At 59.5% G+C, this 14,874-nt stretch carries 9 protein-coding genes; 3 read left to right on the top strand and 6 right to left on the bottom strand.

The window, feature by feature from the left end:
* Nucleotides 1–210 precede the first annotated feature (210 nt).
* The 3 genes from Mal15_RS16265 to Mal15_RS16255 all read left to right on the top strand — a co-directional run bounded on the left by Mal15_RS16265 (nucleotide 211) and on the right by Mal15_RS16255 (nucleotide 6,023).
* A complete protein-coding gene (locus tag Mal15_RS16265; protein WP_147868729.1) occupies nucleotides 211–3,108 on the top strand; it encodes a RecQ family ATP-dependent DNA helicase in 2,898 nt (965 codons plus the stop codon).
* Between the two features lie 573 nt (nucleotides 3,109–3,681).
* Nucleotides 3,682–5,673 carry an ATP-dependent zinc metalloprotease FtsH gene (ftsH, locus tag Mal15_RS16260; RefSeq protein WP_233903493.1) on the top strand — a complete coding sequence of 664 codons (1,992 nt, stop codon included), beginning with the start codon at nucleotides 3,682–3,684 and terminating at the stop codon, nucleotides 5,671–5,673.
* On the top strand, nucleotides 5,670–6,023 hold the full coding sequence (locus tag Mal15_RS16255; RefSeq protein WP_147868727.1) for a (2Fe-2S) ferredoxin domain-containing protein: 354 nt from the start codon (nucleotides 5,670–5,672) through the stop codon (nucleotides 6,021–6,023). Before ftsH ends, Mal15_RS16255 begins: the two co-directional genes overlap by 4 nt.
* A 113-nt stretch (nucleotides 6,024–6,136) precedes the next feature.
* Here the strand turns inward: Mal15_RS16255 and Mal15_RS16250 are convergent, their stop codons facing one another.
* The 6 genes from Mal15_RS16250 to aceE all read right to left on the bottom strand — a co-directional run bounded on the left by Mal15_RS16250 (nucleotide 6,137) and on the right by aceE (nucleotide 14,732).
* Nucleotides 6,137–6,616, bottom strand: a complete 480-nt coding sequence (locus tag Mal15_RS16250) for an ExbD/TolR family protein (RefSeq protein ID WP_147868726.1) — start codon at nucleotides 6,614–6,616, stop codon at nucleotides 6,137–6,139.
* Entirely contained in the window at nucleotides 6,613–7,050 is a 438-nt protein-coding gene (locus Mal15_RS16245; RefSeq protein WP_147868725.1) for an ExbD/TolR family protein, read from the bottom strand. The genes Mal15_RS16250 and Mal15_RS16245 overlap by 4 nt, the downstream gene beginning before the upstream one ends.
* On the bottom strand, nucleotides 7,047–7,988 hold the full coding sequence (locus tag Mal15_RS16240) for a MotA/TolQ/ExbB proton channel family protein (protein WP_147868724.1): 942 nt from the start codon (nucleotides 7,986–7,988) through the stop codon (nucleotides 7,047–7,049). The genes Mal15_RS16245 and Mal15_RS16240 overlap by 4 nt, the downstream gene beginning before the upstream one ends.
* Before the next feature lie 1,019 nt (nucleotides 7,989–9,007).
* Complete coding sequence (locus Mal15_RS16235; RefSeq protein WP_147867419.1) at nucleotides 9,008–10,165, bottom strand: ISAs1 family transposase; 1,158 nt, start codon at nucleotides 10,163–10,165, stop codon at nucleotides 9,008–9,010.
* 226 nt (nucleotides 10,166–10,391) lie between these two features.
* On the bottom strand, nucleotides 10,392–11,879 hold the full coding sequence (locus tag Mal15_RS16230; protein ID WP_147868723.1) for a 2-oxo acid dehydrogenase subunit E2: 1,488 nt from the start codon (nucleotides 11,877–11,879) through the stop codon (nucleotides 10,392–10,394).
* A 123-nt stretch (nucleotides 11,880–12,002) separates the two neighbouring features.
* Complete coding sequence (gene aceE, locus Mal15_RS16225; protein ID WP_147868722.1) at nucleotides 12,003–14,732, bottom strand: pyruvate dehydrogenase (acetyl-transferring), homodimeric type; 2,730 nt, start codon at nucleotides 14,730–14,732, stop codon at nucleotides 12,003–12,005.
* Nucleotides 14,733–14,874: the final 142 nt, after the last annotated feature.

The raw sequence follows: 14,874 nt of genomic DNA, 5'->3' as shown, positions 1-14,874 counted from the left end.
CACTCGGGCGCGGCAAACTGGGGCGGTGGGCATGGCAAACGGAGGCTCGATCGGATCAGGTCTCGGCGTCAAATGTCAATCCGCCAGTATAGACCAGGACGCCGCCGGCGGCTATCGCCGATCGCGAGGATGCGGGCGGGCCGCGGATCGCCAGGGGATGGGAATTCCGTATACTTTGGACCTCGCACGCCTTCTCCAACGGACTGATTCATGAATGCCACTGCCACCGACTACGATTCGTTGCTGTCGCGGTTCGGACTGCGCGAGTTTCGCCCCGGACAGCGTGAAGTGATCGAAGCCGTTGCCGGCGGCGACGACGTGATGTGCGTGATGCCCACCGGCGGCGGTAAAAGCTTGTGCTACCAATTGCCGACCCTGGCGCGGCCCGGGATGACGATCGTCGTTTCCCCGCTGATCGCGCTGATGAAGGATCAGGTCGACACGCTGCGCCAATTGGGGATCGCCGCCCGATTGATCAATTCGACCCAAAGTGTCCGCGAGCAAGAGGACGTGATGGAATCGATGACCCGCGGCGAGTTGGAGATGGTGTATGTCGCACCGGAGCGGCTGCGCAACGGCCGATTCCTCGAAATCCTGCAACGCTGCCAGGTCACCTTGCTTGCCGTCGACGAAGCCCACTGCGTGAGCGAATGGGGCCACGATTTTCGACCCGACTACTCACGGCTGGGCAAAGTCCGGGCGCAGTACCTGGATGGTCTACAAACGATCGCGCTGACCGCTACGGCGACACCGCTGGTCCGCGAAGACGTCTGTTCGCTGTTGGACCTGAAATCCCCAAAAGTTTTTGTGACGGGGTTCGCCCGCACCAATCTGCATTTCGGGGTCTCGCAAAGTAAGACGGAGGTGGAAAAAGAGACCCAGCTGACCGAATTCGTCAAACGCCAAGACGGCGCAGGGATCATCTATGCCGCGACACGAAAGAGCTGTGAAGCGATCGGCGACTGGTTGCCAGAGCAAACGCGTCGCCCGATCGGTGTTTACCACGGCGGGATGGATTCGGAAAAACGTCGTATCGTCCAGGAAAAGTTTATGGCCGGCGATTTGGCGGCCATCGTCGCGACCAATGCGTTCGGGATGGGCATCGACAAGTCGGACATCCGATTCGTCGCCCACTACAACATGCCCGGAACCCTGGAAGCGTACTATCAGGAAGCCGGCCGGGCCGGACGCGACGGGCTGGAGAGCGATTGTCGGTTGTTCTTTTCGTACCAGGACCGGTACATCCAAGAGTACTTCATCGAGAATCGTTACCCGTCCAAAGAGGTCGTCAACAAGGTTTATCAATACTTGTTGTCGCGGCCCGAAGACCCGATCGAATTGACACTCGATCAGGTCCGCGATGCGATCGATGCGGACAGTTCTGAAGCGATCGGGACGGCCGAAACGTTGCTTGCCAAGGCAGGCGTGCTGCGGCGGCTCGATAGCAGCCAAAACCAGATGCTGGTGCGGATCGACAGCGATGCGCCGACGATGCTGGATTTCTTGCCCAAAGAAGCAAAACTGCGCCGCCGCGTGATGACAGCGATCGAGCAAGTTGTCGGCCGACGTCGCAACGATGACGTCTATGTCCGCCCCAACCGGCTGATGGAACTTGCCGATGTCGATCGCGAGCAACTGATGCGGACGCTGCGTGAACTGAGTCGTCTGAACGCGTTTGATTACGTCCCACCGTTCCGCGGGCGAGCGGTTCACTTCGTCCAGCGTGATGTTCCGTTCGACCACCTGGAGATTGACTTTGAAGAACTCGCGCGGCGAAAAGCGAACGAGTACGAAAAGCTGGAGGCCGTGATCGGGTTCGCCCGAACCGGGGGATGCCGCCAACGTGTGATCCTGGATTATTTCGGCGATCCGGACAGCAAAAACTGTGGCAAATGCGATCGCTGCGAGGTCCCGACCGGTGCCGGATCGACAAGTCCGCTGACCGAGGGCTTGTCCGAATCCGATGCCAACGCCCTGCTGTGTGGGTTGCGTGTCATCTTGAGCGGCGTCACGCGGATGCATGGACGGTTCGGAAAGAACTTGGTCGCTCAGATGTTGTGTGGATCACAAAACAAACGCATCACCCAGTGGAAACTGCAGCGGTTGAGCACCTACGGCATGCTGTCGTCGATGAAGCAGTCGCAATTGAGCAAGATCATCGATGCGATGATCGAACACGGGATGGTGGAACAGCGCGAAGTCGACCAGCGTCGACCGACGATCGAGATCAGTGACTTTGGCAAGTCGGTCATGCACCTGAAGACGCCGCTGCCCGCTTCGTTCACCCTGCCCACGGGACTGGCCCGGTGTCTGGCTGCGGCGGCACGCCACATCGAATCCACCGACGTCAGCAGTGGTGATGCCTCGGGTTCCGATGGCGGCGGCCAGGAATCCGCCCCGGCCGATGCCGCAGTGAACGCCGATCCTGTTCCGGTCGAAGGCGCACACGCCGATACCGGGATCCCCGTGACGTTGGACGATTTAACCAGTCCGGAAAAGAAGCTGGCCGATGAGATTCGTGATTCGCTGAAACGCTGGCGGCGGCGAACGTCGGCGGCGCTCGGGATTCCGGCCTATCGGGTGTTGTCCAATTCAACGATCGATCGACTGGCCGAGATCCGACCGCAAAGCAGCAGCGAGTTGGAAGTCGTCTCCGGAATCGGTCCGGCGACCATGGAACAGTACGGGTATGACATTCTGGAGATCATCGGCGGGTGTCTGGCGGATGCGGAAACCACAGTCAATGACCCGACCCCGATGGAGTCGGACGAATCGCCATCGGAGCTGCCGTCGGGAAAGCCCATCGGCGCGGTGGGCGAGGCGGACCCCGCGATTGACTCGGAACGACCGGCCGCTGACTTGCGGCTGGATGCTCCAAACGATGCCCCCCCGATCGACGAGGTCCCGATCGTCGAGGTCCAGGCGCAGGCGGAGTTGGACGATTCGATCGGCGAGCGGGACGCGTATTGGACGTGGCGGCTGTTCAGCGACGGGTTCACAATGGAGGAAGTGTGTCAGATACGAAAGCTGAATCGACGCCAAATCGCCGCCCACCTGCAGGCGGCCGCGGCCAGGGGCCGCAGCGTGTCGCCAAGTTGGCAGTCCTAAGCCCCGAAAACCGTTGGTGTTTAGCCTTGTGGCGATTTCCCGGTCGCTGCGAAGCAGCGACGGTGTGCGGCTAAATGGACCGTCCAGCTTAGGACAGAGGGGAAATGCGACTAATCCAAATTATCTGGCCGATTGGGTAAGAGGTGGTCGGCCGAGGGGTGCACGACGTCCTTTTTAGGTCGTCGCGCTAAGCCCCACGGGCGACGGCCCGGAAGGGCCATCGTACTGATAGGGCGGAGCCCCGGATTCCATTTTCGCGCAAATTGGTACAATCAGACCCCGCACAGACAGACCCTTGCGGATTGTAGCCCGCCGGGCCGACTCCCCGACCTGAGTTTTGGGGAATGTTTTGACACCGATTTATCATACCGACGCATAGTTTCCGTGTCGGTTTTGGCGTGTGGCATCGGTTTTGCTGACCACCGCTTCAGCCGGGCGACCTGTCATGGGGCCTGAGCCAAAAATGGATTTGGCAATCGCCGTCGCCCCTTCCTCTCAAATCTCACTGCCTGGCCAAGGCAAGCAACTTTCGATCGAAATACCACTATGGAAAATCGTCGCGAAGAGACAGACGTGAACGCACCTCCCCCGCGTCGCAATAACGGATTGCTGATTGCGGTGGTGCTGGCGATCGGGTTCGCCATTTTATTCTGGCGAACCGAAGATCCCGGTTCCAAGATCACGGCCAGTTTCTTTCGTGAGCAGTTGGCCAAGAACAACATCGAAAAAGTCAGCATCGGCGAACAAATCGTCGTCGGGACGTTCAAGAACGAGCCCGAGGCGCCTCCGGTCATCAAGGACGGCATCGAGACGATTGAAAAGGACGAAGACGGGAAACCGGTCACGCTGAAGAAAAAGTTCTACTTCAACATCTCGCTCGATCCCCAGTCGTCCTCGCGGATCGAGGGGATGTTGGTCGACGCCGACATCCCCTACGATTTTCAGCCGCCCGACAACACCCGCGAACTGGTCAACCTGCTGATCTTCATCGGCTTGCCGCTGGCCGTGTTCCTGTTCGTGTTCATGATGATCCGTCGTACGCGGAACGACATCATGGGCGGAGGCTTCTTGTCCGGATTCGGCAAAAGCCCCGCCAAACGCTTCGAAGCGAATGAAAAAACCGTGACGTTTGAAGACGTGGCGGGCTTGGAAGGCGTCAAGGCGGACTTGCAGGAGATCGTGGACTACCTGAAAACCCCCGACAAGTTCCAAAAGCTCGGCGGCCGGGTTCCCAAAGGCGTTCTGCTGAACGGACCTCCGGGGACCGGAAAGACGCTGTTGGCCCGCGCGGTGGCGGGTGAAGCCGAGGTGCCGTTCTATTCGGTCAACGGCAGCGAATTCATCCAGATGTTCGTCGGCGTCGGTGCCAGCCGGGTTCGCGACCTGTTCCAAACGGCCAAACAAAACAGTCCCGCGATCATCTTCATCGACGAAATCGACGCGGTCGGACGCCAGCGTGGTGCCGGACTGGGCGGGGGACACGACGAGCGCGAACAGACGTTGAATCAAATCCTCGGCGAAATGGACGGATTCACCCCCAGCCAGGCGGTGATCGTGGTCGCAGCCACCAACCGGCCCGACGTGCTGGACCCGGCCCTGTTGCGGCCCGGACGCTTCGACCGTCACGTGACCGTCAATCGCCCGACGATGAAAGGCCGCGAAGAGATCTTCAAGGTCCACGTCCGCGATGTCCCGTTGGCCGATGATGTGAAATTGGACCGGCTTGCCGCCGGAACCATCGGGCTGACCGGAGCGGACATTCAAAACATGGTCAACGAGGCTGCGCTGTGGGCCGCCCGTCACGACAAGAAAGAAGTCGACATGGATGACTTCGATTACGCCCGTGACAAGATCCTGATGGGCGCCAAACGCGAGGAAGTGCTGCGTGGCATCGAAAAAGAAAAGACCGCGTATCACGAAGCCGGCCACACGTTAACCGCATGGCACCTCGACGGAGCACACACCGTCCACAAGGTCACCATCGTCCCGCGCGGACGTGCCTTGGGCGTCACCCAATACGTGCCCAACGAAGACCGCTTGAACGTCAGCAAGAAGGAATTGGAACACCAGCTGATCGTGCTGTTGGGCGGACGGGCGGCGGAAAAGATCGTTTACGACGAACCGACCGTCGGAGCGGAAAACGACCTGGAACGCGCTACCAGTATCGCTCGTCGAATGGTCACGCACTGGGGCATGAGTCCCAAACTGGGCCCGGTGTGCTACAAGACCAGTGACGAGGATCCGTTCTTGGGACGCGAAATGCACCAGTCGCGTCAATTCAGCGAGCACACTCAAGAACTGATCGACGAGGAAGTCGCACGGATCTTGATGGAAGCCGACCAGCGCGCCGAACAACTGTTGCGCGAGCATCGCGGCGATCTGGAGAAGGTCACTCGGGCGTTGATGGAAGAAGAGGAACTTGACGAGCAACAGATCACCGACCTGATCGGCGAGTCGATTCAACAGAAGATGAAATCCGAAAACGAACCCGTGCCCGGAACCGTGTCTTCGCCCGAAGTCAACGATCCCGACGTTTCCAATCCCGTGGTCAACCGCGACGAATGAATTTAAGCTCCGCCCGCAAGAAAGCCGCCAAACTGAAACTCGACAAAGTCGAGCATACGTTGGTGGTGTGCATGGATCGCAAGACCGCCAAGTGTTGTAGCGGAAAGGCGATGGACGCGGCGTGGAACCAGATCAAACGCCGGGTCAAACAGCGCCGCAAGGAAGATCACGCGATCGTCTTGCGGATCAAGGCGGGTTGCATCGGCGTCTGCAAGGGTGGCCCGATCGTCGGCGTGCTGCCCGACGGGGTCTGGTACGGGGACTGCACGCCGGAGATCATCGACCGGATCTTTGACGAACACCTGGCCAAGGGATCAATCATCCGGTCCCACGTGATCGCCGGGGCGTGACGAATAAACCCAAACGTAGCTACCTTCGCCAGAAGGTGGATCTCTGTGTGATCGGTTGGAGGACCACGCTCTGGCGAGCGTAGCTACGAATCTGAGTCCCTGATTCATGCAGATCAGCGTCGCGGTTTTGCGAACTTGATCTTCTCGATCAGTTTGACGACTTGATCGGTGTCGTCGCGATAGCCGCTGACCGAGGTGATGGCTTGGATAACGTAGGCGTAGCGGAGGTTGTAATCGGTATCGATTTCGATCTCCGGACCATCATCGCCTTCGACCGGTTCGTCGGTGCCGACCAGCCCGATCACGTTGGCGCGAAGCTTGTTGAAGTCGGTGCCGAGATTGATTTCGTTCAACGACATCGACGTCAGCTTTCCGTCGTTGTCGGCTCGCAGCCGCAGTTTCAGTGGCAGATCGGTGACGTCGGGGGTTGCGTTGGAATCACCGGCCAGGGGCATCCGGACGGTGAAGTCACCTTCCATTTCGACGATCTTGAACGTCATCACAAAGAACACGAGCAGCAGGAAGACGATGTCGATCATGCTGGTCATGTTCAACTCGTTCTTCTCGTGCTCCACTTCATGTCGCATTCTCATGACCGGTCCTCCTTGGCGCGCAGCGCGAATTGTTCCAGTTGTTGGTCTTGAGCGACGCGGATGATTTCCTGGACCTGGCCGGCGGCGACGTCCTGGTGTCCCCGGATGATGACGTTGGCATCAGCCGGCGATTTCTTTTCGGCCTTCATGACCGCCAGTTCCCGGCGCAGACCGGTGCTGAGCGTTTCGGTGGTGTAGCTGTCGCCGCCGAGGATGATTTCCCCGTCTTTGGCGACGTGCAAGATGATCGGAAACTCCAGCGGCTTTTCCGGCGGCTTGACCAGTTGGCTGCTCGGCAAAACGACCCGTTCATTTGATTCGGTCTGCGAAAAGTTGATCAGCACCATGAAGAACGCGATCAACTGAAACGTCATGTCAATCATCGGGGTCAAGTCGCCTTCGGCCAAGTCGGGCTTCTTCGACTTTACCTTCACTGGGCGCCGCCTCCCGGTTGGATGTCTTCAAAACGGCTCATCAGGTTTTCGCTTTGCACGCCGACTTCCAACAGCAGTCGTGCGACACGGTTCCGCAAGATGTTGTAGGCCGCGATGGCGGGGATGGCGACGGCCAAGCCAACCAGGGTGGTAAACAACGCGGTCGAGATCCCTTCGGCCAATTGGGCCGGTTTGGGCGTTTGCGGGCTGGTGGCGATCACGCGGAACGACGCGATCATCCCTTGGACGGTGCCGAACAATCCGATCATCGGGCTCAGGTTGCCGATCAACGCCATGTAGCTCAATCGGTGCTCCAGCTTCATGCTCTCTTCCTCACCGACCTCCTGCATGCCTTCGATCGCCTTGTTGTAGCCGCGGGAGATCTTGGCCAGTCCGGCCGAGAGGACTTGGCCGAGGACCGATTCGTCGGTGCGAGCCATGTCATAGGCTTCTTGGAATTGCTTGGCGTTGAGCTTTTCTTCGAAGCTTTCGATCAGTTCGTTCGGGCACAACGTTTCGCGTCGGGCGGCCAGCATATTCATCACAAACAACGAAACCAGCGTGACCGACAGCAACAAAAAAATGATCAGGTACGTGTAGCCAAGCGAGTCGAGCACCCAGGCGAGAAGCGAATCCGACTGCGGAGCGGCCGCTTGGTCAGCGCCGCCGCCGCCGCCGTTTCCACCACCGCCCGCTGCTGGACCACCACCGGCGGGGGCAGCGCCGTCATCCGCGGGGGCCGGGGCCGGGTCTTCTCCGGGGCCGGCGATGTCACCAAATTCATCCATCGCGTCATCTTGAGCGACAACCCCAGCGACAGGTCCCGACAGACAGAACAATGCGGTGACCACCAAGATCACGGCCTTGAAAACAATATTGGATCGACAGGGGAGCCCGAATACCTGGAGCGGGCCATACACGTTGGTCTTCAACGACATTCTCCGAAAGAAAAGCTGGGATAGGGGTAAGCACGACGCAGCCACGTCGCGGTCTTCCTTAGAACAGAATAGTCTATCAGACGTGCTCAAACAGCACGCAACATCCCCGCGGAAACCTCGGTTTCAGCCTGCATCTGCCGCTCCAGACGGAAAGTTTCGCAAAACCCCGCGGCGGTCGGGCGGTTGGACGTAGCGGAACTCGCCAAGAGTTTCGCTCCCTCCGCGGCGCGGCCTGGGGAAGGACGAAGCCCTGGCAGACGGTTGATGCCAGCACGACGCGTGAGCGAGTGGCTCCCGTTTGCACGCGGGTTGACCGCCGGGCCGCTCGCTGACCGGCCCGTTGATTTAATCAGCCGTTTGGCGCGAGCCTACGGGCGCCAGTACGTTTTCTTGGTATGGGAAGCCCGTACGCTCGCGCGAAACGGCTGATCCCACGTGTGATCGGACTAAATCAACAGGCCGTGACGCTTCCCGCTGGCAATGGACGTTGATGCCAGCACGACGCGTGAGCGAGTGGCTCCCGTTTGCACGCGGGTTGACCGGCGGGCCGCTCGCTGACCGGCCCGTTGATTTAATCAGCCGTTTGGCGCGAGCCTACGGGCGCCAGTACGTTTTCTTGGTATGGGAAGCCCGTACGCTCGCGCGAAACGGCTGATCCCACGTGTGATCGGACTAAATCAACAGGCCGCGACGCTTCCCGCTGGCAATGGATGTTGATGCCAGCACGACGTGTGAGCGAGTGGCCCTCGTTTGCACGTGGGTTGGCTGACGGGCCGCTCGCTGACCGGCCCGTTGATTTAATCAGCCGTTTGGCGCGAGCCTACGGGCGCCAGTACGTTTTCTTGGTATGGGAAGCCCGTACGCTCGCGCGAAACGGCTGATCCCACGTGTGATCGGACTAAATCAACAGGCCGTGACGCTTCCCGCTGGCAATGGACGTTGATGCCAGCACGACGCGTGAGCGAGAGGCCCTCGTTTGCACGTGGGTTGGCTGACGGGCCACGACGATCGCACCAAAATTAGGCTGCAAACAGGAGTTTTTCGAGAAATGCGGTGTTCCAGCCTGCGATTTTTCGTTTCCGCCTAAGACTCTTCTTCCGGGTGTCTCGCTTGAGAAGCGTCGTGACAAACCGACGAGTAAAGCTCATGTTCGACGTAGCGTTCTTGGTTCGGAGCCGACTCGAATCCTCATGAAACACGACATCGAGAACCCAGTGCATGCTTTCGATGCCCCAGTGGCGACGAGCGCTATTTGCGAATTCACCTACACGTGCCGGTCGGCTTGAAATGTAGTAGCGAATATCACTTGTTTGTTTGTCGCCACGACTCGTGCAAGTATTCGCTTGGCAAATGCTTTTGGCCCCTTTCCATTGATCGGTCAGGGCACGCAGTGACTCAGGAATCGGGCCAGTCGCGTAAAAGCGTTCTTCGTCACGCCCAGCCTGCTTCCCCTTGGTCGTGGTCGATCGCACGCCATGAGTTGTGAGCCCTTCGTTGTGAGCCATTTCAAAATGTTCAGCGATGGCGGCGCAGAGCTTGGGGTGATTGTCCTTGACGGCGAAAACATAGTCGCCACCTTCGTCGATAATCTTTTCGGCGATCGACTTTTGGCAACCCATAGCGTCGAGCGTCACGATCGCATTGCTGATGTCGATCAATTCGAGTAACTCGGGAATCGCCGTGATTTCGTTGGACTTTGAGTCGACTTCGGTTTGCCCAAGCGCAACGCCGTTTTCGGTTGCCCAGGCGCTGACAATGTGGATCGCATCGGATTTCTCCGCGTCGGTGTAGGAACCTCGTACCGTCTTGCCATCGATCGCAACATGAACGGGATGATCGTCGTCCTTAATCTCGTGATCCCAATTCATTTCGCAGAGATGAGCATGCCACTGAAGAAGTGCCTTCTGAAACTCAGCTGGTTTGATCAGGGACAACACTCGCGTGATGGTATCGTGAGAAGGGATGCCGGCTTCAAAATCTGCGTATTTGGATAGCCAGTCCAGCTTCTCATCGCCGAAGCTTTCGATCTCATCAGGACCGTCCGCGCCAGCGATGACAGCCGAGACAACCAAGAACAGAATCGAGTTAAGTGGATGAGTTGTTCGTCCAGCCACTCGCGGATCTTCAACTTGATCAAAACACTCGTGAAACACGTCGATTTGGGAAGCCATTGCCATCTCCGTAACAGGGCAGTGAGAAACCAGTCCGGCTGAATTTATTGGCGGAGGGGTTCACTGAGGCAAGGCTTCGGCGAATACTGAATCCAGATTTTGGTGCGATCGTCGTGGCTGACGGGCCGCTCGCTGACGTTTCCCGCTGGAGCGCGTGCGGGCAGACGCCCGCAGCGCGAAAGCCTTGGCGGCTTCCGCTACGAACGGAATTTACTATCGCGGCGGCGCCGGATCAGAACGCCAGCAACAGACGGCTGGGGGCTTCCAGCAAATCGATCACTTCATTCAGGAAGCGGGCGGCCGTTCCGCCGTCGACCAAGCGGTGGTCGTAGGACAGCGACAGCGGCATCATCAACCGCGGTTGGATCGTGTCGTCGGGCATCACCACGGGCAACTTTCGCGACCGCCCGACCAGCAAGATCGCGACTTCCGGGACGTTGACGATCGGAGTCGAGTACTGGCCGCCGATTGCCCCCAAGTTGCTGATCGTGAACGTTCCGCCACGCAAGTCGTTGACGGCGAACTGTCCGCTGCGGACTTTGCCGGCCATCTCTGCCAGCGTCCGCGTCACGCCGGGCACGCTCATCCGGTCGGCGTCTTTCAACACCGGAACGACCAACCCGCGGTCGGTGTCGACGGCGATGCCGACGTTGACATAGTCCTTGTAGATCAGTTGCTCGTTCTCTTGATCGATCGTCGCGTTGATCGCCGGATGCCGCTGCAACGCGGTGGCCACGGCTTTAATCAAGAACGGCATGGTCGTCAATTTCAGACCCTGCTTGGCATAATCTTCCTTGCTGGTCTGCCGCAGGTGTTCCAGTTCGGTGATGTCGGCATCATCGAAGTTGGTGACGCGGGGGACGGTCGACCAGCTGGCGTGCATTTGCTTGCTGATCGTCTTGCGGATCTTGCTCATCCGTTCGACGCGGATCGATCCGAAATCGTCCATCGCGGGCGTGCCGGGCCGATCCGAATCCTGAGTCGCCGCCGGTGTCGCTGCGGCTGCCGGAGCGGGACTGGGATTGCTCGCGGGGCTGGCGGCGGCTTGGCTGGTGGCCGCTTGGTTGGCTGCCGAATGGCTCGCGGCACGGACCGCGGCCAGCACATCGTCGCGGGTGATCCGGCCGCCTTCGCCGGTCCCTTGAACCCGATTTAAATCCACCCCGACTTCACGAGCGAAACGACGCACGGCCGGACCGGCCGGGATCACACCGCCCTCGGCGTCGGCGACGGGCGCCGCTGGAGCGGCGGGAGCTGGTGCAGGGGCCGGAGCGGCGGGCGAGGGAGTGGCTGCGGCGGGGGCAGCCGGGGCAGGTGCAGCTTGGGGGGCCGGCGTCGGCTGCGGCGGGGCCTGTTGTGCCGGAGGTTGCGGTGCGGGTTCGGCCGCAGGTGCGGGCTCTGCCGCAGGCGGCGCAGGCTCTGCCGGTTGTTCGGCTTTGGGCGCTTCCGGCTCGGGTGTTGCCGCCGGGGCCGACGCTCCCGATTCCGCTTCGACTTCGATCAACACTCCGCCGATCGGCACGGTGTCGCCTTCGCTGACGGCGATCTTGGAGACCTTTCCGGCGACCGAGGACGGCACGGGAACGGTCGCCTTGTCCGTTTCCATTTCAACGATGTCTTGACCTTCGGAGATGACGTCTCCGACCGAGACGAACACTTCAAGAACGTCACCGGATTCGATGCCGTCACCAAGATCGGGGAGGGTAACTTCAGTAGCCATGAGTGGATTATCAGCGATTAGGAGAGGTCAAGCGCGACGGCGTCGTGCCGTCGCCCAGTGCAAAGAGAATTCGGTGCAGGGATAGATTCCGTGCAGGGACAAAATCAATTCGGGGATGAAGAACTAGGTGTAGTAGGGGTCCGGCTTGTCGGCATCGTAGCCGAGGTCATCGATCGCCTGTTTGACGTCGGCGGGCGAGAACACACCGGCCTTGCTGAGCCGGCTGAGCGTGGCGATCGTGATCGATTCCTTGTCCACTTCGAAGTGGCGTCGCAGTGATTCACGGGTTTCGCTTCGGCCCATCCCGTCGGTTCCCAGGACGAAGTAGTCACCGGGGATCCAGGGTGTCAGTTGCTCACCGAGGGCGCGAACGTAGTCGCTGGCCGAAATGAACGGGCCTTCGACACCGTCCAACACTTCTTCCAAGTAGCTCTTTTTCGGCGTCTCGGTCGGATGCAACATGTTCCAGCGGTCACAGGCCGCCGCGTCACGTCGCAACTGGGTGTAACTGGTGACGCTCCAGACGTCGCTGGCCACACCGTACTTTTCGGCCAGCAATTCCTGCGCGGCCAGGACGCAGTTCAGGATCGCGCCGCTGCCGAACAATTGGACGCGGGCCTTGGCACCGTCGACTTCGCGGCTGCGGTACTTGTACATGCCTTTGACGATTCCCTCTTCGCAACCCTCAGGCATCTCGGGGTGCATGTACTCCTCGTTTTCGCTCATCAAGTAGTAAATGCACTGCTCGCCTTCGGCGTACATCTTCTGCAAGCCTTCTTGGATGATCACGACGGCTTCGTAGGCGAAGGCGGGATCGTAGGATCGCACGGTGGGGAAGGCGATGGCGTTGAGCAAGCTGTGACCGTCCTGGTGCTGCAGACCTTCGCCGTTAAGCGTGGTTCGACCGGCCGTTCCGCCGACCAAGAAACCCTTGGCTCGCATGTCGGCGGCGGCCCAGATCAGGTCACCGATGCGTTGAAACCCGAACATGCTGTAGTAGATGAAGAACGGAATCATGTTGACGCCGTGGCAGCTGTACGCGGTTCCGGCGGCGTTGAAGCTGGCCATCGAGCCCGCTTCGGTGATGCCTTCTTCCAGGATTTGGCCGTCCTGGGCTTCTTTGTACTTTTGCAGGATCGCCGAATCGACCGGTTCGTACAGCTGGCCGGCATGGGCATAGATCCCGAACTGGGTGAACATGCCTTCCATGCCGAAGGTTCGCGATTCGTCGGGGACGATCGGCACCATGTACTTGCCGATCTTCTTGTCGCGGCACAGGGCGATCAAGGTTTGGACGACGGCGAACGTGGTGCTGACGCTTTTGTTTTCCAAGCGTTTGATCGTTTTCCGCATGTCGTCCAGCGACGGCACTTCCAACGTCGGGTGCTCGGTCGGACGCGAGGGCAGGTAACCGCCGAGCGCCTTGCGTCGTTCGTGCAGGTATTTGATCTCTTGGCTGCCTTGAGGCGGCTTGTAGAACGGCGTGTTGACGACTTCATCGTCGCTGATCGGGATCCCGAACCGGGTGCGGAATTCCAGCAGTTCCGCTTCGTTGAGTTTCTTTTGGTTGTGTGCGACGTTGCGTCCTTCGCCGGCTTCGCCCAAACCGTAACCCTTGATCGTCTTGGCCAGGACGACCGTCGGTTTTTCGTTTTTCAGACTGACGGCTTTTTGATACGCCGCAAAGACCTTTTCCGGATCGTGGCCGCCGCGACGCATTTTTTCCAGTTTTTCGTCGCTGTAATTCTCGACCAGCTTCAGCAGTTCGGGGTACTTGCCGAAGAAGTGCTCGCGGATGTAGCTGCCGGGCATGCCGGTGTACTTTTGGTATTGGCCGTCGACGACTTCGCCCATCCGTTTGGCCAACAACCCGGTGGTGTCGCGGGCCAGCAATTCGTCCCACTCGCCGCCCCAAATGACCTTGATCACGTTCCAGCCGGCACCGCGGAAGATCGATTCGAGTTCCTGGATGATCTTTCCGTTACCGCGGACGGGACCGTCCAAGCGTTGCAGGTTGCAATTGATGACGAAGATCAAATTGTCCAGCTTTTCGCGAGATGCCAACCCGATCGCGCCCAGTGTTTCCGGTTCGTCGCATTCACCGTCGCCCAAGAACGCCCAAACCTTTTGGCCGCTGGTGTCTTTGATACCGCGGTCGCGGAGGTATTCGTTGAAGCGCGCCTGGTAGATCGCCATGATCGGTCCCAAGCCCATCGAGACGGTCGGGTACTCCCAAAAATCGGGCATCAACCAGGGGTGTGGATAGCTGCTCAATCCGCCTTCGGGTTCCAGTTCGCGGCGGAAATTAATCAGCTTCTCTTTGCCCAGTCGGCCTTCGAGAAACGCGCGGCTATACATCCCCGGCGAGGCGTGGCCTTGGAAATAAACCGAGTCCCCGCTGTACCCGTCTTCCCCGCGGCCTTTGAAGAAGTGATTGAAGGCGACTTCGTACAGCGTCGCGCTCGAGGCAAAGGTGCTGATGTGTCCGCCGATTCCACCGCCGCGTTTGTTGCCGCCGACGACCATCGCCATCGCGTTCCAGCGAATGATCGACTTGATTCGGCGTTCCAACTCTCGATTGCCCGGATAGGCCGGTTCGTCGTGAACCGGGATCGTGTTCAGGTAGGGTGTCGAGGTGTCGGCGGCCGCTTGAACACCTTGTTCGGCGGCACGGTCACGGAGCTTTTCAAGCAGAAACCGAACGCGATCGGGTCCCTTACTCTTAAGCACGTATTCGAGCGACGAAAGCCACTCGTTGGTTTCGGAGGCGTCTACGTCGACTTCGGCATTTCGCTCAAGTTCGCCGAGGTGCTTCTTCACTTCATCCTGGGCGATCATCTTTGAGTCGGTCATACAAGCAAGTTCCCTGAAGGCTAGTTCACAATCGGAAGATCGACGATCTGGTCGACCAGATTCATCCGCATCCGGTCCGCGACGGCTTCGGTCAGCGGTTCGCTTCAGCGGGTCGTTTTCACTCTTCGGCGTCCGATCCATC

The sequence above is a fragment of the Stieleria maiorica genome, from assembly GCF_008035925.1.
GTDB classification, from domain to species: Bacteria; Planctomycetota; Planctomycetia; order Pirellulales; family Pirellulaceae; genus Stieleria; species Stieleria maiorica.
Note: the sequence above shows the minus strand (reverse complement) of the source record. Positions and strands in the feature narration are given on the sequence as shown.

What these genes read in the sequence shown, in the direction of transcription:
- Mal15_RS16255 (WP_147868727.1), top strand. Translation starts at nt 5,670, where the DNA reads ATGAATTTAAGCTCCGCCCGCAAGAAAGCCGCCAAACTGAAACTCGAC.
- Mal15_RS16265 (WP_147868729.1), top strand. Translation starts at nt 211, where the DNA reads ATGAATGCCACTGCCACCGACTACGATTCGTTGCTGTCGCGGTTCGGA.
- Mal15_RS16235 (WP_147867419.1), bottom strand. Translation starts at nt 10,165, where the DNA reads ATGGCAATGGCTTCCCAAATCGACGTGTTTCACGAGTGTTTTGATCAA.
- Mal15_RS16250 (WP_147868726.1), bottom strand. Translation starts at nt 6,616, where the DNA reads ATGAGAATGCGACATGAAGTGGAGCACGAGAAGAACGAGTTGAACATG.
- Mal15_RS16230 (WP_147868723.1), bottom strand. Translation starts at nt 11,879, where the DNA reads ATGGCTACTGAAGTTACCCTCCCCGATCTTGGTGACGGCATCGAATCC.
- aceE (WP_147868722.1), bottom strand. Translation starts at nt 14,732, where the DNA reads ATGACCGACTCAAAGATGATCGCCCAGGATGAAGTGAAGAAGCACCTC.
- Mal15_RS16240 (WP_147868724.1), bottom strand. Translation starts at nt 7,988, where the DNA reads ATGTCGTTGAAGACCAACGTGTATGGCCCGCTCCAGGTATTCGGGCTC.